Here is a 21,500-nt window from a genome sequence, read left to right on the forward strand (position 1 = left end):
CCCAATGAAGTGAAATGGTGGAAACATGGGTGCGAAGTCAGATGCCGGGGGTGCAGTCTCGGCGGCCAGCTCGTGCGACGGCGAATCCCTGGCATTGCGACTGACCGGGGTGACCAAATCCTACGGCTCCGGTCCTGCCCGGGTAACCGCGCTGCAGGAGCTGGACCTGGAAATCCGGACCGGCGAGTTCGTAGTGCTGCTGGGGCCGTCGGGGTCGGGCAAGACGACGCTGTTGAACATCATCGGCGGCATCGACCAGCCGTCGGGGGGCGCGATCGAGGTCAACGGGGTCAACATCGGAACGCTCAGCCGTAAGCAGCGCACGAACTATCGTCGCGATCAGGTGGGTTTTGTCTTTCAATTCTTCAATCTGGTACCGACTTTGACTGCGCGCGAAAACGTCGAGATCCTCGCCGAGCTGACCGGGTCTGACACCCAAGCACGCAGCGCCGCCGCCTTGGAGCGAGTCGGCCTGGGTGATGTGGCCGATCGCTTCCCCGGGCAACTCTCAGGTGGCCAGCAACAGCGGGTGGCCATCGCGCGGGCGATCGTCAAACGCCCACCTTTGTTGCTCTGTGATGAACCGACGGGGAGCCTCGACTTGGTTACAGGCCGGCAAGTCTTGGCGGCGTTAAGCGATCTGGCGCGCAACGCGCAGCAGACCATCATTGTGGTAACCCACAATTCGGAGATCGCCCGTATGGCGGATCGCGTCCTGTGGCTTCATTCGGGGGCGATCCGCAAGTCGGAGGTGGTTAAGGCCCCCGTCGATGCCGCGGAGTTGGACTGGTGAGCCGCGCGTTGCGTCGCAAAGTCCGCCGCGATGTTTGGCGGGAGCGGTGGCGCTTCGCGGCGATCGCCGTGGTCATCGCCATCGGTGTGGCGGTATTTGTCGCCGCGACAGATGGTTATCGCAACCTCGACCAATCCTTCGCCCGCGCGTATGCCAACCAACGTCTCCCGGACGCGATCGTTACCGGACCCGGTGCCGCTGCGCTGCACGACACGATCACCGGTATGCCGGGCAGTCCGATTGTCGAGGTTCGCCATCAAGCCGATGCGGGCATTCGAGTGCGCGGCCATGCTCTTTATGGCCGCGCGGTGGGCGTGCCCGATGCCCGGCAGCCGAATGTGTCTTTGCTCGACATGCGCGCGGGCAGCCTGCCACATTCCGGGCAGCTGGTGGTAGAACAGCACATCGCCGATCACTACCGCCTTCGTCCCGGCGATACCGTGGACCTGTTGGGCAAGCAAGGATGGCTACCGGTGCCCGTCGCGGGCTCGGCTCTGTCCACCGAGTACCTGTGGCCGGCGCGCTCTAGTCAGGAGATATTGACCACGCCCGAGGACTTCGGGGTGGTGTTTCTTCCTGACGGCGACCTGCAACGGATGTTGTCGCAGCCCGTCGAACAGATTGCGGTGTACGCGCGTGACCGCGCCGCGGCCGGCGCGTTGACCACGGCCACGAGCGACCTGGCGCGCAAAGCGGGTCTGCAATTCGTTCCGCGCGACCAGCAGGCTTCATACCGCACCTTGCAGGACGATGTCGCCCAATTCGGCACTCTCGCCAGGATCTTGCCGTGGCTGTTCTTGGCGGCGGTCGTGCTGGCAACCTATGTCCTGTTGTCACGCATTGTCGCCGCGCAGCGCGCGGTCGTCGGAACGTTGATCGCCAATGGGCTTTCGGCGGGCGCGGTCCGCCAACACTATCTGGGATACGGCGTGGCCTGTGCCGCGCTGGGAACGCTGCCGGGGCTACTCGGCGGTTATCTACTGGGACAATGGATTACGGCGAGGTACGCTCAGGCGATCGCCCTGCCGATGCACGTTTCGTCACCACACCCCCTTAGCTATGCGCTTGCGGCCGTGGCCGCGGTCAGCGTCGCATTACTGGCTGCTGTGGCGCCGGCCGTTGTTGCGGCCAGAATGCAACCCGCAGAGGCGATGCGTGTCGCCCCTCCGATGGACGGGGGCCGTCTCAGCGCGGTCGAACGCCTTGTGCCGGTGCTAGATCGGCTGCCGGTGCGGTGGCGAATGATGCTGCGGGCCATTTCTCGGAATCGTCGCCGTACGGTGTTCACGGCTGTCGGCGTGGCCGTGGCGGTCGTGTTGGTGATGGTGTTTGCGGGCATGCGCGACACTTTGCCGGGCATGGTCCATCGCCAGTTCGGTCAGGTCGAGCGACAAGACGGGGAGGTGGTTGTATCGGGCTTGGCCGACCAGGTCGTGGACAGGTTGCGCGCAGATCACAACATCGTCGCGGCCGAGCCGTACAGCTCCTATGACGTCACCGTTTCCGCCGGTACGCACCGATATAAGACTCTCGTCGTCGGGCTGGATCCGCAGACGCGGATGCATGCGTTCACCGCGCAGTCGGGCGCCGACCGGCTCTCCGATGACGGCGTCCTTCTCGGGTTGGGCCTGCGTGACCTGTTGTCACTGTCGTTGGGTGACCGCATTGATGTGGTGGTGGCCCCGTCGGGGCAGCGCTTCTCCGAGCGAGTGGTTGGATTCGTCGATGAGCCGTTTTCGCCGGTCGTGTACATCTCGGCGAAACGCCTGAAAGCCGACGCCGGTGCCTTGCCGGCTAACGGTGCATTGGTCAAGCTCCGCCCCGGCAGCGACGGGCGCGCCGCCGGTGACCGGGTCGCCGCCATGCCGGGCGTGGTGGCCTACCGGTCGACGACGTCGCTGGCATCGACGATGCGCGACGCATTCAGCCTCTATGACACTTTGGTGGGGATCATGCTGGTCTTCGCCGGCGTCATGGCGGCCGCCATGTTGTATAACGCGATGTCCGCCAACATATCCGAACGGCTGGGCGAACTGGGCGCGCTGCATGCCGAAGGAATGGGCGCCGGCGTATTGTCTCGTTTGATCGCCTCCGAAAACCTGACCGTGGCTTTTGCCGCGGTTCCATTCGGCGTTATCGGCGGCATATTGCTTGCTGATCGGCTGCTGTCCACCTATCAGCGGCTCGGCTATCACTTGCGACTCGAGATGGAGCCGGCCACACCCGTAGTCGTAGCCTGCGGGATTGCCGTCGCGGCTATGCTGGCCCAAATCCCGGCCGTGCGACGGGTTTACGGGATCGATCTGGCGCATATCGTCAGAGAGCGCGCGCTGTGACGCACCGGCGTGGCACACAGACCGGTGATGCGCCGCGCCCAGGTACGTGGACGAGCGGCGCGGCGTCGCCGGTTCGGCCCGACAGACGCGGGAATCGCCGAATCGGGCCCCGGCAGCGGCCTCCTGCGGTCGTCCCCGAAACCGCGCCGTGCCTGACTTCGTGACGGCCCGCTGACATGGGCGCGAGAACCAAGACCCATACAGGGGCTGTCGGCGCGCCTGCACCCGTGATCGCCACCGATGGCCTGACGCGTCGTTTTGGCAAACGTCGGGGCATCGCCGATGTCACATTCAGCGTGCCCCCGGGGCAGGTGTTTGGATTCCTCGGCCCAAATGGTGCCGGCAAGTCAACGACGATCCGCCTGCTGCTCGGCCTCTATCGCGCGACCTCGGGTCGGGCCGCAGTATTCGGGTTGGATCCCCGCCGGCACAGTATCGAGGTGCACCGTCGGCTGGGTTATCTCCCAGGCGAATTGACCCTGTTCCCGCGGCTTACCGGGAGAGACATTCTTGACCGCGTGGCTCACATGCGTGGCCATTCCGACCCCCGCTACCGTGACGAACTCGCTGAGCGCTTCAGCGCCGAGCTCGACCGCCCCGTGCGCACATTGTCGAAGGGCAACGTGCAGAAGATCGGGTTGATGCTCGCGTTCGCGCACCGACCCGAATTGCTCGTCCTCGACGAGCCGACCTCTGGGCTAGACCCGTTGCTGCAGAACGAATTCACACGCCTTGTGCGCGAGACTGTCGACGACGGCCGCACTGTTTTTCTGTCCTCCCATGACCTCGACGAAGTGCAACGCCTTGTCGACCAGCTCGCTATTATCAAGGACGGTCGCATCATCGTCACCGATACGGTTGAGCAGCTGCGCGCTCGATCGCCACGGACTGTCGACTTCCGCTTCGACCATCATGTCGACCCGGCGCGTTTCCACGACCTCGATTCGGTACGGGTTCTCTCGCACGACTCAACACACATCCGCGTGTCGGTAACGGGGCCGCTCGGGGCACTACTCCGCGTGGCCGCCGCGCTTGATCCGGTTGACATGACGGCCCGCCCTGTCGGGCTCGACGAGTTGTTCCTGGCCTACTACCGCCCCGATGAGAGCGAAACGTGAGCAGTGACATTGCTTGGCTCGATCTGCGGCTTCGGCGCCGTCTCACCATTGGCTACACGCTCGGCATGGCCGTCTACGCCGCGGTCGTCGTCGCGCTCTACCCGTCGTTCAAGAACGACAGCAGCCTTAACGCGCTGACAGAGAAAGGGTCCACCGTGACGGCCCTACTCGGCGCATCCGGAACGTTGACCTCGCCAGCCGGCTGGCTCAGCGCCAACTTGTACGCCAATTTCGTTCCCTTAGTGGTGCTATTGGCGACGATCGGCTATGGCGCCTCCTGCATCGCCGGCCAGGATGAGGACGCCACACTGGGTCTTGTCACCGCCCTGCCGTTGACACGCCGCGCCATCATCACTGGCAAACTCGCCGCGCTGTTTGCTCAGGCGTTGCCGGTGCCGATCATCACCGCCGTGTGCGTGTTCGGCGGCCGGGGGCTAGGACTGCGCGTCGGCGCGGGTGCACTGCTCGGCATCACTGGTGGGGTGATCTTGTTGGGTCTGGTTTTCGGCTCCATGGCGTTGGCGGTCGGCGCGGCCACGGGCAGTCGCGGGTTGGCTCTTGGCGTCAGTTCCAGTGCTGCCGCGATCGCCTACCTCACCAGTTCACTGGCTCCGACGATCCACTGGCTGCACCCAGCCCGCTACGCCTCGCCCTTCTTTTACGCAGTCGATGATTCCCAACTCGTACGTGGCATGCCACTGGCTTGGATCGCGGTACTGGCGCTTATCACCGCCGCTTTCGCGACGACCGCACTCATCGCGTTCAACCGCCTCGACGTGCACTGAAGGAACGCCTCCTCCGCCTGACGCCCTCACGCCTTTGGCGCTCAGCTACATTGCTCGGCCGGCACGCCGGGCTCGTCTCCTGGAAGACCCGCGTTCGCGCAGTGCCGCTCGTGAGAGCACTGCGCCAGATCATGTGCTATTCGAGCCCAATTGGCCGAACACCGAGTTGCAAGCTGGACGAGATGTTCAACGCAGTAATCCGGAACGCTTTCCACGACCATAGCGATGTCGATGCTGTTGACGGCGTGCAACCGCAGCCATCGCAAAAGCTCGCGGCCTGTGTCGTTCATGCGCAGCGCAGGATCCTTCGCCAGGGTAGCCAACACCGGACTGACGTCGGCCGGGTGTTTTTCGTCCGGTGCCGCCGATCGCGGCTGTGTAAAGCCGAGCCGGCGGTGCATGTCACGGTTTTCGACCGGCGCGGCCGGCACCGGGTCATCCCCGCGAGTCACCCGCGCCCGGACGTCTCGGGCAGTTCCGGGCGATATGCCCACCGCCGCAGCTATTTCACGAAGTGAAGCGTCCGGATGAGACGCAAGGTAGTCGGCGGCGAGCTGCCGGCCCACCGCCGCATTCAGCGGGCGAATGCGACCATCCCGTCCCACGCGCTTGTCGAACCGCGGTGCGTCTGCGCTCGAAGAGCGGATCTCACGCACAGTTCTGGCGGACAGTCCCGCGATCGCGGCGATCGCGCGGTCCGAGAACTCGCTGTGGGTTAGCACGATCTTGGCAGCCGCGGCACGCCGGTCTGCGAGCGACAGCGGCAACCCGTGTGTGACGTTCGCGCGAACCGCAATCAGGAATGCCGATTCCCACGGTTCGTCGATGAGGATCGCCTCAATCTCATCGAGGCCTTTTTCGACTGCGGCAGCAACGCGGTGAAATCCGTCGACGATCTGCATTGTGGCTCGGTGCACGAGGATGGGAGGCCACGGTCCCTCCGCCTCGCGCAGCAGTTGGACGTGCGCGCGATCCTCACCGCCCGAGCGCGGAGACTCCGCGCGGACGAGCGACGCAATGCGTATCTTCGTGATTGCCTTCACGGGGCGCCCGCCTATGGCCTCCGCCCCCGAGGTCGGCAGGCTCCATGACAAGGATTCGCCGTTATGGCGTTCCTGTCGCAAGCCCGGCAGAACGGTCGCCGCGTCGTCATGCGTACCCATGCCTCTCCTCCCCCGAGGATGCCCGTCGTCATGGCTGACGGCCCGGGCGTTGGTCCCGACGCACCGCCGCGCTGTCCGCGCTCCCCACACAAGCACCCTCGATTTCCAAACTAGGCAGGAAGAATGCAAAACACAATAAAAATTAAGGAAAATTAGCGGAAAAAATTCTGCGCACTGCCGAGCTGCAGCGCCGGACTCACCCGCCGACCGCGCGAGCACGCACGGGGTGGCCCCGCAAGCCGATGCGACTTCTGCCCGACGCTGGAGTCACCTAGTCGCCGCGAGAAGCGGCGTAACCGGCAGCGCGTCGCGGACCCGGCGGCGACTCGACGAGACGAAGCGCGGTGGTCAACGGGTCGCGCCAGGACGGCAAAGCGGGCCGCGCGTCGGGAAACCGCGACGAATGGACCAGCAACGCGCACCTGGTAAGTCAGCGATGTGTGCAACTGCGTATCCGCCGCAGATGCACACCGGCGCTGCCGTGCGCCGCCATGCCCCGCACATGCGCAAGCGTCATGGCTCCGCGACCGCTACACCCTTATCGCGAGGCGACTGTTGGTGGGCATCTTCTGCGCTCGTCGACCATCGTGACCAGAGGCGTGCGAGCGGCTTGGGTGCCCACCAGTTAGCTCGCCCCAAGATTCGCATGAATGCGGGAACCAACAAAACCCGCACCAATGTCGCGTCGATGAGCACTGCGAGCGTCAGCCCGAGCCCGAAGACCCGCATGAACGCCACCTTCGATGCGATGAGCGCGGCAAAGGAGATGGCCATCAGCAACGCGGCCGCGGTGATCACCCGACCGGTTCGGGCCAGCCCGAGGGCCACGGCGTCGGCGTTGGCGGTTGGCGTCCGCTCGGAGCTGCGCCAGAATTCGCCGATCCGCGAAATCAAGAACACTTCGTAGTCCATCGAGAGGCCGAAGGCGATGCAGAACAACAACACCGGCAGGTGCTCAGCGATGGTGCCCGTGACCGTAGTGCCCAGACCTGACAGGTGGCCTTGCTGGAAGACCCATACCAGCGCCCCGAAGGTCGCTGTCAGCGATAGGACATTCAATACCACCGCTTTGACCGGAAGCAAGACGCTTCCGGTCACCAAGAACATCAGCACAAGGGTCACCGCCGCGATGCTCCCCAAGACCCACGGCATGCGGCGGAGAGTGCTGTGGACAGTGTCACGATTCATCTGAGCCGAGCCACCGAATTCGACATCGGTGCCCGTTGGAGGAGCGACGGCGTGCAGCGCGTCGAGCTGTCGCTCCGAACCCGTCGACAACGGCGCAGCGGTGCTCGAAACAGTCAAAAACACTGTGTCGCCGCGAATTCCGGCGGCGGCCACTGGAGGACCAATCAGTCTGGCATTGGCATAGGCGCCCGAGGGGGTCGATGCGGCGGACACGTCGCCCACCCGTGAAAGCCGCGCCGCATAGTCGTCAATCGCGCTCGGCACGCGTGTCCCACCGCCGCGGACCACGACGGTAACTGCCGTGGCGGCGTCGAACGGGAAATCCTGCCGCAGTTGATCGCCAACCTGACGCGCTGGCGCGGATGTCGGCAAGATCCGATCGTCGGGGAAGCCGAGTTTCAGATCCAAGAACGGTGCGCCCAGCACCAGTAGCAGCGCCACGACTGCCACCGCGATGGGAATGGCCCGCCGCATCACTGCCTGCGTGTTCCGATACCAAAAAGTCTCTGTAACCGGCTCGGGCAAGGGTTCTTCTCGGCGCAGGACGCGACGAAGCAGCCGACGGACGTCCAAGGAGTCAATACGGTCGCCGAGCAGCACAATGGCTGCCGGCGCAATCACTATGGCCGCCAGGCTTGCGGTGACCACCACCGCCACACCTGCGTAGGCGAACGACCTCACAAAATACATCGGAAATAGCAGCAGGGTCAGCAAAGATAGTGCCACGGTGCAGCCCGAAAAGAGCACGGTCCGCCCAGCCGTACACATGGTTCGCACCAATGCCGAATCTCGGTCTGGGTCGCTACTCAGTTCCTCGCGGTAGCGGCTGATGATGAGCAATGTGTAATCGATCGCCAAAGCCAGGCCCATCGCGACGGTGAGGTTGAGAGCAAAGATCGACACATCGGTGAGGAAGGTGATCAGTCGCAACGTCGCTAAGGAACCGATTATCGCGGTCACTCCCACCAGCAACGGCAACATCGACGCAAAGACTCCACCGAACACCCAGACCAGCACCAAGAAACTTAGCGGGATGGCTATCGATTCCATCACCAACATGTCTCGTTCAATTTGCTTGTTCGCCTGGACATATACGTCAGCCATGCCGCCGGCCCGGACGGTAACGCCGTCGCGGTCATGGACGAGCTTCTTCGTCAACTCGGCGGTGTGCTTCTGACCTTCGCTGTCGCCTCCCGCAATACCGGCAACGATGAGGCCGGCCCGGTGGTCCCTACTGATCAAGGCGCTCGCCACGCTCGGCGGAGAAGCCCACGCCGACGCGACGTCGGTGACGAAAGACGATTCGGTCAGCTCGCGCTGTAGATCGATGGCCGTTGGCCGGATCGTGTCGACATCGGCGTGGTCCGGCGCGTTCAAGACCAATATCAGCTGCAGATTACTGCGATGGAATGTGTCGGAAAGTATTTGCGCCGCCTTCGAGGATTCGGCGGACGGCTCCGCGAACCCGCCTGCCGGCAAGGAATTTGCCACCGGAATTCCGAAGATTGCGGCCGCGATAGCGATCAGTGCCGCGGCAGCCAACACACGACGGGGCGCGGCGATCACGGACCGAGTCAACCGTTCGAGCACCAACTTGCCTCCCCTCGAACCCCAACGTATCAACAGATAGCACGAACGCGTCTCGCTGATTTCGGCGCCGTTGGCGCGGCCGGCGAGTACGCGCGCCCCATAGATTGCGGGTCCACATCGCAGCCTCAATACGGCTGGTGCCGCGGAAGCGGCGGTGGGCCAAAGAACCGTGGACCAAACCGCCTGGGCGGCTTGTGGATCACGACGCAGGTGCGACGGCCTCACCCGACGTCGCGATCGGACACCGGCCGGCAGGCGCGACCGGACGACTTCGGCAACCACCCGGGTGCCGGCACCACACGCACTGTTGCCCGCCTGATGTCTGTGACACAGTGACGGAAGTCAGCACCCGCGAACGAGCCTAATTGGGATAGCGGTACCTATGGATCAACATGTCGCGAATGCTGGATTGTCCCTCCAATATCGGGTCGCAGATTTTGTCGTCAGGTATCTCGCAGCGAGTGGTGTGGAGTTCGTATTCGGGGTCGACGGAGCCAACATCGAGGACATCTACGATGCGGCGCACTTTTGTGACGGCATTACCGCGTTACTTGCTAAACACGAGTTCTCGGCGGCGGCCATGGCCGATGGGTACAGCCGCAGCTGCCCAGGATTGGGCGTTGTGGCGGCGACGTCGGGGGGCGGGTCGCTGAATCTGGTGCCAGGCCTGGGAGAGTCACTTGCGAGCCGGGTTGCGGTGCTTGCGCTGGTGGGACAACCGCCGATGGCGCTGGACGGCCAAGGCAGCTTCCAGGACATGAGCGGCCTCAACGGTTCTCTGGACGCCGAGGCATTGTTCTCGACGGTCTCGCTGTACTGTCGGCGGATCACCGGCCCCGAGGAGATTGTCAAGACGTTACCGGAAGCCGTCGAGGCCGCCAACCGTGGCGGGCCGGCGGTACTGCTGTTGCCGAAAGACGTGCAGCAGGCACGCCTATCCGTCGGCCCGCACGCCGTCCCGCCGCACCGCAACGGCGAATCGCCGCGCGGCTTGGAGGTCGATCTTGATCCCGCCCTGCGGATGTTGGATCAGACAAGCGGTCCGGTCACGATCATCGCCGGCGAGCAGGTGGCCCGCGACGATGCACGGGACGAACTCGAACACGTGAGACGAACGTTGCGCGCCTCAGTGGCCGCCGTGCCGGAGGCAAAGGACGTCGTCAATGCGCCGGGCGCATCAGCGCTCGGCGTCACTGGAGCTATGGGTCATGCCCGCGTGGCGGAGGCGGTCCGGAGCAGCGGCGTGTGTCTGGTGCTCGGCACCCGACTGCCCGTCACGGCCCGAACAGGTCTGGGCGAGGCCTTGTCCGCGGTGCCCACGATCTCGATGGGCTCGGCACCGACGTATGAGCCCTGCACCCGCCATATTCACACGCAGGACCTGCGCGACACGTTGTCGCGGCTGGGCCGTGCATTGAGCCGGTCACGCACGCCGTCGGTCGGCGCTCGAGCGTCGCGCAAAAGAGCAGGTGAGAAACCGACGCGGCCCTCGCACACGGGCCCGGGCATCCGCTACAGCGAGGCCATGGCCGTGCTGGACAGCATGCTGCCGGACGAGTCGGACATCGTCGTCGACGCCGGCAACTGCGGTGCATCGGCGATTCATTACTTGCCGGCGCGCCCGGCCGGGCGGTTCGTCGTCGCCCTGGGGATGGGTGGCATGGGGTACAGCTTCGGAGCCGGCATCGGGATGGCGTTGGGTCGCCGCCGGCGGTGCGTGGTGATCGCCGGGGACGGCGCGTTCTTTATGCATGGCATGGAGATACACACCACCGTCGAATACCGGCTGCCGGTGACGTTCGTGTTGTTCAACAACAACGCCCACGCGATGTGCGCGATTCGCGAACAGCTGTTTTTCGGAGACCGCTACAGCTACAACCGTTTTCGGCCCAGTCGACTGGGCGCCGGACTGGCGGAGATGTTCCCCGGTCTCCCGTCGGTCGACGTGCGCGAGATCAATGAGCTGGCAACGGCATTGGATTCGGCCCTCAAATGCGACGGACCATCGGTGATCGGCATCGAATGTTCGCCCGACGAGATCCCACCGTATGCCCCTTTGCTCGCCAACGCGACAGGGGCCGTCGCCGGTCCGCGGGGATCTGCACCATGACCACACCGCCCGTAAGCCTGATCGACGTCTCCACTTATCTGCCCGAAAACACGGTGTGCGCGGAGTATTACGCGGGCGTCGCGGGTGCCGACGAACTGCGCGACAGCGTGATGTTCCGCGCTCCGGCGTTTCGACATCATGCCGCCAAAGATGAGTCGAACACCGACATGATCGAGCGGGCGGTACAAGGGCTGCTAAAACGTCATGGCGCGAAGGCGTTGTCGGACGTCGACGTACTGCTCGCGCACTCTCAGTTGCTCGATGCGCCCTTTGTGGGATGCGCCGGCGCGGTCGCCCACCGGTTGGGCATTGCGCCCGAATGGACCGTCGATGTGCAGAACGGAGGGTGCGCAGCCTTCGTTCACATGATGCGCTTGGCGCGCCAACTGCTGCAGTCGGGTGCTGGCCGGAAGGCGCTGATTGTGCTGGCACAGCGCTGCGCCGGAACCGTTTTCGACCAACAGCAGGTCCGCAAACTGGCCCAGGCGGCGATACCCGGGGATGGAGCCGCGGCTGGATTGCTGACCCTGTCGGACCGATCGCCGATCATCGAAATCGTATGCCGCGACTACGGCGAGTACGCGGCCGACATGGCCGCTATCTCCGATCCCCCTCGCCGATGGTGGGAGTCGGGCCCAGGCGAGGGCTACATCAGCTTCACCGGCGAAGCGGTGGTGGCCGAGGTGCTTGCCCGCGGCAATCGATTGGTCCCGGAAGTCGTCCAGGTCGTGTGCGATCGCATCGGCATGAAATCCGAGGACCTCGACTTGCTGGTTACCAATCAGCCCAACCAGCTGTTCCTGCGCAACTGGGACAAGGCACTCGGCCTGCCGCCCGCGCGACACCGGGACACGTTCCACCAATGCGGCAACCTGTTTGGTGTCGGGATACCCGTGAACTTTGACTTTGCGATCAACGACGGTCAAGTCAAACCCGGTGATGTCGTAATGATGGCGGCCTTCGCGCACGCCGGTGACTTCGCCGGCGCGGCCGCCCTCCGATGGGGCGGACGACCGCAGTGATGCCGTCGCCACTTGTCGGCCGCCGCTCCGGCGGCTACGACGACACAAGACATCCGTCCACGTTGCCGACGGGTCTGCCTCGCGTGCGCACGTGCCACGATCTTGTCCGTAGGTAACGGTTTCCTTGGTGCATTTCTGGGGTAATATTTGCCGCAGGTACATCTATCTGATCGGTGCGGAGGGGTAATGAGCCGTCTCGACGACATCGACGCCGGGGCTGAGAGGGTGTGCCAGCTGGTGGGTTCACTGCCGATCCCGGAGCCGTGGCATCTGAAGTCGTTCATCGAGGTGGTCGCCGACAAGCGCGGTAAGCCAATCCGTCTGATCCCGCATCCGGGCCTCTTTGGATCCGGGCAACCGTGTGGGATCTGGATCGGACGCCGCACCGACGACATCATCGTCTACGACGACACGACCTCGAGCTACCACGTCGAACACATAGTCCTGCATGAGCTCGGACATCTCCTGCTTCAACACCGCAGCAGCCCCGGCAGCGACGCGGCCGCGTTGTCGATCCAGGAATTGCTGCCGGATGTCGACCCCGCGACCGTCCTGCATGTTCTCGGACGGACCGCTTACGACAACGAGCAAGAAAGTCAGGCGGAGTTGTTCGCATCGTTCGTCATGTCCGAGTCGCGCAAGTCGCGTCCGGCGTCGAAGTTTCTGAGCACCTTCCTTCGTGACTGACGCGGCCGGCTGTTTAGCGATGTTAATAGCGCAATTACCGGAATAGCGATGGATTCGGGAATTCCCACGCTCGCATATTGGCCGCTGTTGATTTTCATATGCATCGTATCCGTTGGCCGCATTATCCTGTTGCATTCGTCTCGGGCAGACCGGCGAGTGACTACTGCATTAATCTTCGCGGCAATATGCTGCCTTCTTCGTGAGCGCACCGTCCAAGCCGCCATCATCAATCTTTCTTCCGCCAAAATATCGCCGCCCCTGCTGTATCACCTGAGCGAACTCGCCGTAATTCCATCCGCTGCCGCGCTTTTTCTGCTCGGATATACGTGGATTAACGACGTGGAGCCCCCGTACCTGGCCCCGCTGGTCTACTCCGCAGCGGCCGTATGCACCCTTTCAACTTTCGCCCTGTGGTGGAGCGCTCGTGCACACAATATTCCTTTCACCGTGCACTCCGGATGGGCAGTCATCGCATACTCGAGCTCGCTGCCGGCGGCATTGGCCGCAGTAGCGTGCCATGATTCACTCGTGTATTGGTTTGCCGTCATGCTTCTCATTATCTGCTTCCGCGAATTACGCCAGCGGCCCGACCGGCGCGCAGTCGCCATTTGCCTGGGCGTCGGAACAGTGGCAACCGGCGTCCTCATGCAGACGGCAATCATTTCCGTCGCGACAATTACTGCGGCGACGGGTAGGCACAACACTTTCATTAACACTGTGGGCGTGGTCGACCGATTCAGCATCGTTGTTTGGACCTATATTGGATCAGCGGTAGCCGCTATCCCCCTGTTCTCACGAATACTTCAAATCGCCCATTTAGACAAATATTCACGTCGCCGCAAGCATTTGATGCCGTTGTGGCGTGATCTCACCACGGCGTGTCCCGAAATCGTGTACCTCAGACGGGGTCACGGCCCTGTGGTGAGGACCCCTTCGCGGTATCGGCTGCACCGCACAGTTGTCGAGATCCGTGATTGCATCCTCATCCTGTCCCGTTACGCGGTCCGCCACGACCAGACCATCGTCGATGAGATCGCCGCTCCGCCTACACTTCGGCAAGCCGTCCGGCTCGCGTTGGCGTGGTCGGCAAAAAGCCGAGGAGAACCTCCATCCGAGGATTTCGCCGCACAACAGTCTGCGGCCATGGAGCTCGTTGAGGAAACCGACGAACTGAGTCAACTGGCCGAGTACTGGCACGCCGCTAAGGTTCTCGCGACCAAGGTCGCGCCATCGCGTGATCGCGAAAATTCGATAGCGTGAGGGTCGCCAGACCCAATTGCTAACCCGACGCGATCCACTGACCGGCCCGCCGGTCATCGGCGTCGCTACGAGGACGGGAACCGCACGGTACAAGATGCGAATTGCAGGTAAGAGGATCCTGTTGACCGGCGCAACCGGTGGCATTGGGCGAAGCGTCGCCACCAGGCTCCAGGCCGAGGGCGGCCAGCTGATCCTCACAGGACGCCGAGTCGACCTCCTCCAGTCAATGGCTCGGGAGCTCGGCGCCGCCTTCGTCGCCGCCGACCTCAGCGATCCCGCTGAGGTGACCCGCCTTTCCCGGTTTGGCCGCATCGATGTCCTGGTGGCCAACGCCGGTCTGTCAGCAAGCGGAAGCGTCAGAGATCTCACACCGGATGACATCGACGAGGCCATCGCCGTCAATCTGCGTGCACCGATCGTCATGGCGCGTGAACTTGGAGCTTTGATGGCACAGCGGGGAGACGGTCACATCGTTTTCATCGGCTCCATCGGCGCCCGGGTATCGACCGCCGGCACGGCTGTCTATAACGCCACCAAGTTCGGCCTGCGGGGGTTCGCATTTGGCCTACGGCAAGACCTGGGCAACAGCGGCATCGGCGTATCGATCGTGGAACCGGGGTTCATCCGTGACGAAGGCATGTTCGCGGATAGGGGCGCTCGGCTGCCCCGAGGATTCCGCACCAGTAGTCCCGATCAAGTGGCCCAAGCTGTCGTGCGCGCAATCGAACGAAACGTCGCCGAAACGGTCGTTGCGCCCATCGAGACGCGGTTGAGCGTCGCGCTAAGTGCCCTCGCACCGCAGCTGAGTGCCAAAGTGCAGCAAAGGATCGGTATCAACCTCGAGCCGAACGCGGCGACGGACTCGAATGGCCATCGGGACTAAAGCTTTCCACCGAGACGGGGCCGACCGCCGAAGCTAGCGCCTCAGCGGGCCGGTGAGTTCTCACCCATCCCCGACGAAGAATTCTCTTCGGCGGGCACGCGCTTGATTATGTCGAGCATCTCGTCAAGTGCCTCTTCCGCGGCAACGCCGCGCAACGCGAGTTGCTTGACCCCTGCATCGCGCGCGGCTGCCAACAGCTGCAGTTGCTTGTCCAAACGCTCGGCGCGGGGCCCCATGGTGGTGAGGTATTCTCCGGGAATGCCGAAGTGGCTGATCAGGCCCCGTATCAGGTCGGGCTCAGCAACCGTGGTGTCGTGATTCCGCAAGGCATTGATCTGGGCCGCCGAAACGGGCCGACCGATGATCTCGCTGACCGCGGTGGCTACGGTGTCTACCGACTGCTCGGAATCGTTTCGTGATCGACAGACGTAGAACAGTCGGTTGATCTTTGCGCCGAGTGTCAGGTCATTCGTCGTATTGGTCATCCATCGAACCCCTTTCGCGGGCGATCGCGGCGCCGAAAGCGCCTTTGGAAAGTGGCTTCGAGCCCGGAATCAATCCCGTTGCTTTTGCCCAACAGCCAGCGTCGATACATTTTCTCTTCGCGTTCAGGATCATCGGCAGAAACCGGAGCGGACAACAGCTCAGCAAAGGCGTACTCGAGCAGCGGTTGGATGGGTCGACGGTCCTTCGTTTGATTACGTTCGAGCAAATCCGTGACGAACAACCCGACGATGGCGCTGATGTGCTGGTTGAGCGCGTCGACCATCGGTTGTATTTCGCCGGTCTCAATGGTCTGCTCGGATCGATCGCTGATCAGTTGATTGAGCTCAGCTTGCGTAGTCATCAGAGCCAGTATCCGATCCAGCGGCAGCACCACACCTCCTGCTGCCGGCTCTAAGACGGCGCGTTTGGGAGAGTCTTCGCGCGGCCTCGGTTCGTTACCGTCCCAGTACGTGCTGGCGGCGCTGCCAGATATCCACCCAAGACCTGCGTCGAACTTCGACAGGGTGCTAGGCCGGGGATCGTCCAGTTCGCCCGCCTCGGCCTTGGCAACGGTCGGCGCAGTCGGTCCGCCGTTCCGGTTGACGTCGAGGACCGTCATCCCGAGCCGCCTGCGTCGCTCAGACACCTTCGTTGCGAAGTGTTGCGGATAGGCGGCCACGCCCCAAGCCTAACAGGCAGAACGCACAAATTGTTGGGGCAAGTTAGCACTCAGCTTGCACAAAATGATGACAAAATAACCTCAATAGGCATGTATAAAGTGCTCTTAGTTTGAGCGGTGTTTGGTTCGAGAGGGCTCGACAACTCAGCTCAACGCGCGCGGACGGCGCGTTTGCGCGAAGCACGACCGCAGCGGCCGCGGACGGGGCTCGTTGCGTTCGCCATGAGACGGCGGGGCTTTATCTCGTCAGCAACGAGAAGACGGCCCGCCTCACCCGGCGGCGCGGCCAGCCCGTCACGCCCCCGGCGGCCAGCGCGGCGTTGGCCGCGTTGCGCCCGCACGCGCCGTGCACGGAGCCGCCCGGGGTGGCCGACGCGCTGCCCAGATACAGGCCCTCGACCGGGGTTTCGGCGCGGCCCATCCCGGGCGCGGGACGAAAGATCAGCATCTGCTGCAGCTGCGCGGTGCCGCCGTTCAGCGCGCCCAGGTGCAGGTTGGCGTCGCTGGCCTCCAGGTCCGACGGCCGTTGCACGAACCGGTCGATCACCGCCGCACCAAAGCCGGGGGCGTGCTCTTCGATGACGTGATCAACCGATTTGGCGAGCCGCTCGGCCGCGGCGTCGTCGGCCACGTCGCGTGGCAAATGCGTGTAGGCCCAAACGCTTTCGGTTCCAGCGGGTGACCTGCTGGGGTCCGCCGTGGTGGTCTGGCCCAAGAGCATGAACGGATGCTCGGGCACCACCCGGGTGTTCAGGTCGGCCATCCAGCGGACCAGCCCGTCGCCGTCGGCCCCCAGGTGGACGGTGCCGACACCGTGCAGGTCTGTCGCCCGCCACGGAATCGGCCCGTTCAGGGCGTAGTTGACCTTCACCACCGGCGGATCCCAGTCGAAGTTCTCCAGCTCACGACGCATCCCGGGCGGGACGGCGGCCGTGGGCAACATCTCGCAAAACAGCCGCGGCGCGGCGACGTCGGCCACGATCGCGCGGCGCGCCCGAACCGTGCGGCCCCCCGTCGTCGTCACCCCGACGGCGCGCCCGCCCCGCACCTGAATGCGGGCAACGTTCTGGTTGCACTCGATCCGCGCGCCGGCCGAGCCGGCCCGCCGCATCAGCGCCGCCGTCAGCTGCCCCGAACCGCCGACGGGCACCGGCCAGCCGCCGTCCTGGGCGAGCATCGTCATCAGGAAACCCATCGCGCCGCTGACCGGCGCATCCGGTGGCACGTCGGCGTGCATCGCGTTGCCCAGCAACAGGACCCGCGGCGCCTCGCCGTCGAACAACTGCCCCGCCATGGCGTTGGCCGGCTGTATCAACAGACGGGCGAGCCGGACGGCATCGGCGGTGCCCAGTTTCAGCAGCAGCCGCACCATCGGGAGCACCGGCGGAAACGGCGCCAGCATGGCGTCCAACAGTGGCGCTTTGATCTTTTGCCACAATTCCACGGCGCGCCACCAGTTGTCGCCGTCCGTCGGCTCCCGGCGCGCCAATTCCGTTGCGGTCCGGGCGGGGTCGGGGTAGATGATCGGCGGGTCGTCGTCGGCCGCGCTGCGCGGATGGCCCACCACCGCCGGCGCGCGGGACCAGCGCAGGCCGTGGTCTTCGAGCCGCAAGGCCGTCATCGCCGGCGAGGCCACCGTCATGGGGTAGAACGAGCTGAACAGGTCGGTGATGTAACCCGGCGTCAGTTCGGCGCTGCGCACCGCGCCGCCCGGCTCCGGCTGGGCCTCCAGCACCAGCACGTCCCAGCCGGCGTCGGCCAGCATCGACGCCGCCACCAGCCCGTGGTGTCCCGCGCCGATGACGACCGCGTCCGCGGTCTCTTCGGCCATGCCTTATTCGACCTGGCTGGGCTCGAGCCGTTCGGCGAGCGCCGTCAACCGCCACAGACACTCGCGGTTGCGCGGGTAGACCGCGGCCAGGGCCAGCCGGTCGGGGATGAGCCGCAGCGGCCCGGAGGCGGGCGTCTCGATCATGTCGATGCGACAGCCGTCCGGGATGTCCGTGAGCCGCAACGTTATCCGCGCGGAGCCGAGCGCACCGAGCCCGGCGCGCAGCACGAGTTCCTCACCGGGCGTGCAACTTTCGACAACCGTCTCGTCGCTGATCACCAGCGGCCACACCCCGACCGAGTGCTTGATCGCGGAGCCGGGCTGCGGCCAATCCGGGTCGACCGCGCGGGTGCGGCTGTTGCCCACCACCCACTGCGCATACGTCCAGCCGTCGGTCATCGCATCCCAGATCTGCTGGCGGGACGCCTTCACTTCGCGGGTGGTGGCCATTTGTCGAGTCGCAGTCATTGCCCCCGGATACCCCGGTCGGCGGGAACCATGCACCGTCTCGATCCATCTCCGCCACCGCGGATCGGTTTAGGGGCTGCGGTCAGTGGTTACTACGCCGTTACAACACTCGCGTTTGACGGGAGGCTAATAGTGACTGTGCGACGGATCATCATCGCAGTGGGCGCCGTGCTTTTGCTGGCCGGGATCATCGGGTTGCTGGTACCGGTGTCCGTGTCGGACGGCAACGGCAATTCCGTCTCATGCGGGAACGGGATCGCCATGGACTTGAACAGCGCCCGGAACGCCAACGACAAGAACGGCGCCAACATCCCCATCCTCAACCAGGTCCTCCCGCACACCGACTACGTGGCGCAATGCCAGTCGTCGGTGAATGGCCGGCGGAGCTGGACCATCCCGCTGGCGGTCATCGGGGTCGTCGCGATCGGCGGCGCGTTATTGGTGCGACGACCAGCGGGGTCCAGGACCGCCTAGATCACGCGCAACCGCGCGGTGCTGCGCAGCGCCTGCGGCGCCACACGCGACATGCCATACAACAAATATGCTTCCGGCGCGACCGGGCGGATCGGCTTGTTTTTCTCTACCGACGACAAGATCGCCTTCGCCACCTTTTCCGGCCCGTAATGTCGCAGGGCGAATAGCTTCCCGATCTGCCCGCGCCGTCCGTCGACTAGCTCCGTCTTACCGCCGGCCGCGTGGAAGCGTGTGGTGCTGATGATGTTGGTGTTGACCACACCGGGGCAGATCGTGGTCAGCCCCACGCCCGCTGCATCGATTTCGGCCCTCAGGCAGTCGGAAAACATGTAGGCCGCGGCCTTGGATGTCGAGTAGGCGCTCAGCGACTGCAGTGGGATGTAGGCAGCCATCGAGGCCACGTTGACGATGTGGCCGCCGGTGCCGCGTTCGACCAAGCGTCGGCCGAACGACCGGCAGCAGTTGACCACGCCGCCCAGGTTGATGTCGAGCACCCGGTCGAACTCCTCTGCCGGAGTGTCCAGGAACCCACCGGCGTGCCCGATGCCGGCGTTGTTGACGACGATGTCGGGTACGCCGTGCTCGGCGCTGACCCGCTCGGCGAAAGCCTCGACCGCGCCGGCGTCGGACACGTCGAGCACGTAGGGGTGGGCGACGCCCCCGCGCGCGGCGATCTCGGCGGCGGTTTCCTTGACGGTGGCCTCGTCGATGTCGCTGACCACCAGCTCGGCGCCCTCCCGGGCGAACGCGAACGCGGTCTCCCGCCCGATGCCGCTGCCCGCGCCCGTGACTGCCACCAGGGTGTCGCCGAAGCGCCCGCGCGGACGCCCGACCTGCGCGCGCAGCATCGCGCGGCTCGGCTCTTTGCCGCCGGTCAGGTCGGCGAAGTCGTGCACCGCCGCCGCCATCACCTGCGGGTGCGACATTGGCGAGAAGTGGCCCGCCCTGATGTCGCGGCGCCACAGCCGCGCCACCCAGCGCGCCGTGTCGTCGAACCCGTAGGGCCGGACGTACTTGTCGCGCGTGTTGACGATGAGCTGCACCGGCACGTCGATGACCTGCAGCTCCCGCTTACGGGAGAAAGACCGAAAGTAATTGGCGGGATAGGTTTTCACCGAATGGGCGGCGTCGCTGGCCAGCTTGGCGGAGTGATGGATCTTGTCCTCGGGAATGTTGTCGACGGCGTTGCGCCGCAGCGCCGGGATCGACAGCGCCAGCCGCAGGAACAGCGGCGCCAGCACCGGGATCGAGAAGAACACCATGTAGGTCAGCCGCAGCGCCTGGCTGACGGCCCGCGCAAACCTGCGCGGGCGCCACGGCCGCCGCAGTCCGCCGAAGATGTACTCGACCAGCTGGTCGTGGCTGGGGCCGGACACGGAGGTGAACGAGGCGACCCGGTCCCCGGCGCCCGGGCGTTTCAGGTACTCCCAGATGCCGACCGAGCCCCAGTCGTGGGCCAGGACGTGCACCGGCCCGCCGGGGCTGAGCTCGCCGATCACCGCGGCGAAGTCGTCGGCGAACCGGGCCATGGTGTAGGCGGAAACCGGCTTGGGCGCCGCCGACATGCCGACGCCACGGTTGTCGTAGCGGATCACGCGGAAGCGCTGCGCCAACAGCGGGACCACACCGTCCCACAGCACGTGGGAATCGGGGAAGCCGTGCACCAGCACGACGGTCGGGCCCTCCCGGTTGCCCTCCTTGTAGACGGCGATCCGCGCGCCGTCCGCGCTGTCAACGAACCGCTGAGGCACCTGTTGTATTGCCGGCACCGGACCTCCCCGCTCTGACTACGTCGCCACACCGTAGCAAGGGTCTTCGGGGTGCCCGGGCAACCGCGCGCCGTCCGCCCTGGATGTGTGCCGAGGAATGCGCAGTGACAGGATAGTTTTGGTTAGCGACTTCGGTTCCGCAAGCGAGACGTACGACCCGCCCCGACCCACGAGCGATCGAGGAGTCAGAAACGATGGCCTTCTCCGTCCAGATGCCCGCACTCGGTGAGAGCGTCACCGAGGGGACGGTCACGCGCTGGCTCAAGCAGGAAGGGGACACGGTCGAACTCGACGAGCCGCTCGTCGAGGTGTCGACCGACAAGGTCGACACCGAGATCCCCTCGCCGGCCGCGGGCGTGCTGACCAAGATCGTCGCCCAGGAGGACGACACCGTCGAGGTCGGTGGCGAGCTGGCCGTGATCGGCGACGCGGGCGAGCAACCCCAGGCCCAGCCGGCGGCCCCCAGCCAACCGGAACCCGAGCCGGAACCGCAGCCCGAGCCGGAGCCAGAGCCCCAAGCCGAGGCTCAACCCGAGCCGCAACCCGAGCCCGAGCCCGCGGCGCCGGCCCCGGCGGCCCAGGGCGGCGCTTCCGGCGACTCCAAGCCGGTGCTGATGCCCGAGCTGGGCGAGTCGGTGGCCGAGGGCACCGTGACCCGCTGGCTGAAAAAGGTCGGCGATTCGGTTCAGGTCGACGAGCCGCTGGTGGAGGTCTCCACCGACAAGGTGGACACCGAAATCCCCTCCCCGGTGGCCGGCGTGCTGGTCAGCATCACCGCCGAGGAGGACGCGACCGTGCCGGTGGGCGGCGAGTTGGCCCGGATCGGCTCGAGCGCCGACGCATCCGGCGCGAGTGGAC

General features: G+C 65.0%; 18 protein-coding genes. 11 read left to right on the plus strand and 7 right to left on the minus strand.

The window, feature by feature from the left end:
- The first annotated feature begins 25 nt into the window (after window positions 1-25).
- The 4 genes from A5787_RS13650 (at window position 26) to A5787_RS13665 (ending at window position 5,032) form a co-directional block, all read left to right on the plus strand.
- A complete protein-coding gene (locus A5787_RS13650; protein ID WP_082977210.1) occupies window positions 26-793 on the plus strand; it encodes an ABC transporter ATP-binding protein in 768 nt (255 codons plus the stop codon).
- Window positions 790-3,129 (plus strand): ABC transporter permease, encoded by a 2,340-nt coding sequence (locus A5787_RS13655; RefSeq protein WP_066967438.1) that lies wholly within the window; start codon window positions 790-792, stop codon window positions 3,127-3,129. The genes A5787_RS13650 and A5787_RS13655 overlap by 4 nt, the downstream gene beginning before the upstream one ends.
- Before the next feature lie 227 nt (window positions 3,130-3,356).
- On the plus strand, window positions 3,357-4,247 hold the full coding sequence (locus A5787_RS13660) for an ABC transporter ATP-binding protein (RefSeq protein WP_231993971.1): 891 nt from the start codon (window positions 3,357-3,359) through the stop codon (window positions 4,245-4,247).
- A complete protein-coding gene (locus tag A5787_RS13665) occupies window positions 4,244-5,032 on the plus strand; it encodes an ABC transporter permease subunit (protein WP_066967444.1) in 789 nt (262 codons plus the stop codon). The genes A5787_RS13660 and A5787_RS13665 overlap by 4 nt, the downstream gene beginning before the upstream one ends.
- A 41-nt stretch (window positions 5,033-5,073) precedes the next feature.
- Here A5787_RS13665 and A5787_RS13670 read toward each other — a convergent pair whose 3' ends face one another.
- On the minus strand, window positions 5,074-6,195 hold the full coding sequence (locus A5787_RS13670) for a ParB/RepB/Spo0J family partition protein (protein WP_066967447.1): 1,122 nt from the start codon (window positions 6,193-6,195) through the stop codon (window positions 5,074-5,076).
- A 513-nt stretch (window positions 6,196-6,708) separates the two neighbouring features.
- On the minus strand, window positions 6,709-8,973 hold the full coding sequence (locus tag A5787_RS13675; RefSeq protein WP_066967449.1) for an MMPL family transporter: 2,265 nt from the start codon (window positions 8,971-8,973) through the stop codon (window positions 6,709-6,711).
- Window positions 8,974-9,355: 382 nt separating this feature from the next.
- Between A5787_RS13675 and A5787_RS13680 the strand changes: the two genes are divergently transcribed.
- The 5 genes from A5787_RS13680 (at window position 9,356) to A5787_RS13700 (ending at window position 14,935) form a co-directional block, all read left to right on the plus strand.
- Window positions 9,356-11,083 (plus strand): thiamine pyrophosphate-binding protein, encoded by a 1,728-nt coding sequence (locus A5787_RS13680; protein ID WP_066967452.1) that lies wholly within the window; start codon window positions 9,356-9,358, stop codon window positions 11,081-11,083.
- On the plus strand, window positions 11,080-12,105 hold the full coding sequence (locus A5787_RS13685; RefSeq protein WP_066967455.1) for a 3-oxoacyl-ACP synthase III family protein: 1,026 nt from the start codon (window positions 11,080-11,082) through the stop codon (window positions 12,103-12,105). Before A5787_RS13680 ends, A5787_RS13685 begins: the two co-directional genes overlap by 4 nt.
- Before the next feature lie 186 nt (window positions 12,106-12,291).
- On the plus strand, window positions 12,292-12,792 hold the full coding sequence (locus A5787_RS13690; RefSeq protein ID WP_082977211.1) for a hypothetical protein: 501 nt from the start codon (window positions 12,292-12,294) through the stop codon (window positions 12,790-12,792).
- Window positions 12,793-12,948: 156 nt separating this feature from the next.
- Window positions 12,949-14,052, plus strand: a complete 1,104-nt coding sequence (locus A5787_RS13695; RefSeq protein ID WP_156763932.1) for a DUF6545 domain-containing protein — start codon at window positions 12,949-12,951, stop codon at window positions 14,050-14,052.
- Between the two features lie 121 nt (window positions 14,053-14,173).
- Complete coding sequence (locus A5787_RS13700) at window positions 14,174-14,935, plus strand: SDR family oxidoreductase (RefSeq protein ID WP_231993972.1); 762 nt, start codon at window positions 14,174-14,176, stop codon at window positions 14,933-14,935.
- A 41-nt stretch (window positions 14,936-14,976) separates the two neighbouring features.
- Here A5787_RS13700 and A5787_RS13705 read toward each other — a convergent pair whose 3' ends face one another.
- The 4 genes from A5787_RS13705 to A5787_RS13720 all read right to left on the minus strand — a co-directional run bounded on the left by A5787_RS13705 (window position 14,977) and on the right by A5787_RS13720 (window position 18,399).
- Window positions 14,977-15,420, minus strand: coding sequence for a hypothetical protein (locus A5787_RS13705; RefSeq protein ID WP_066967464.1), 444 nt, complete (start codon window positions 15,418-15,420; stop codon window positions 14,977-14,979).
- Complete coding sequence (locus tag A5787_RS27355; RefSeq protein ID WP_156763933.1) at window positions 15,417-16,100, minus strand: hypothetical protein; 684 nt, start codon at window positions 16,098-16,100, stop codon at window positions 15,417-15,419. Before A5787_RS27355 ends, A5787_RS13705 begins: the two co-directional genes overlap by 4 nt.
- Window positions 16,101-16,338: 238 nt before the next feature.
- Complete coding sequence (locus A5787_RS13715) at window positions 16,339-17,931, minus strand: NAD(P)/FAD-dependent oxidoreductase (protein WP_066967470.1); 1,593 nt, start codon at window positions 17,929-17,931, stop codon at window positions 16,339-16,341.
- 3 nt (window positions 17,932-17,934) lie between these two features.
- Window positions 17,935-18,399 carry an SRPBCC family protein gene (locus A5787_RS13720; RefSeq protein ID WP_231993973.1) on the minus strand — a complete coding sequence of 155 codons (465 nt, stop codon included), beginning with the start codon at window positions 18,397-18,399 and terminating at the stop codon, window positions 17,935-17,937.
- Between the two features lie 132 nt (window positions 18,400-18,531).
- Here A5787_RS13720 and A5787_RS13725 point away from each other — a divergent pair, with 132 nt between their 5' ends.
- Window positions 18,532-18,873 (plus strand): aminopeptidase, encoded by a 342-nt coding sequence (locus A5787_RS13725; protein WP_066967475.1) that lies wholly within the window; start codon window positions 18,532-18,534, stop codon window positions 18,871-18,873.
- On the opposite strand, the gene A5787_RS13730 is transcribed toward A5787_RS13725, so the two are convergent.
- Window positions 18,870-20,642, minus strand: a complete 1,773-nt coding sequence (locus A5787_RS13730; protein WP_066967479.1) for an SDR family oxidoreductase — start codon at window positions 20,640-20,642, stop codon at window positions 18,870-18,872. The two genes, A5787_RS13725 and A5787_RS13730, sit on opposite strands and share 4 nt — an antisense overlap.
- 194 nt (window positions 20,643-20,836) lie before the next feature.
- On the opposite strand from A5787_RS13730, the gene A5787_RS13735 reads away from it, so the two are divergent.
- On the plus strand, window positions 20,837-21,500 hold a 664-nt coding region (locus tag A5787_RS13735), incomplete at its 3' end, for a biotin/lipoyl-containing protein (protein WP_304441154.1).

The sequence above is a fragment of the Mycobacterium sp. 852002-50816_SCH5313054-b genome, assembly GCF_001667185.1.
Classification (GTDB): Bacteria; Actinomycetota; Actinomycetes; order Mycobacteriales; family Mycobacteriaceae; genus Mycobacterium.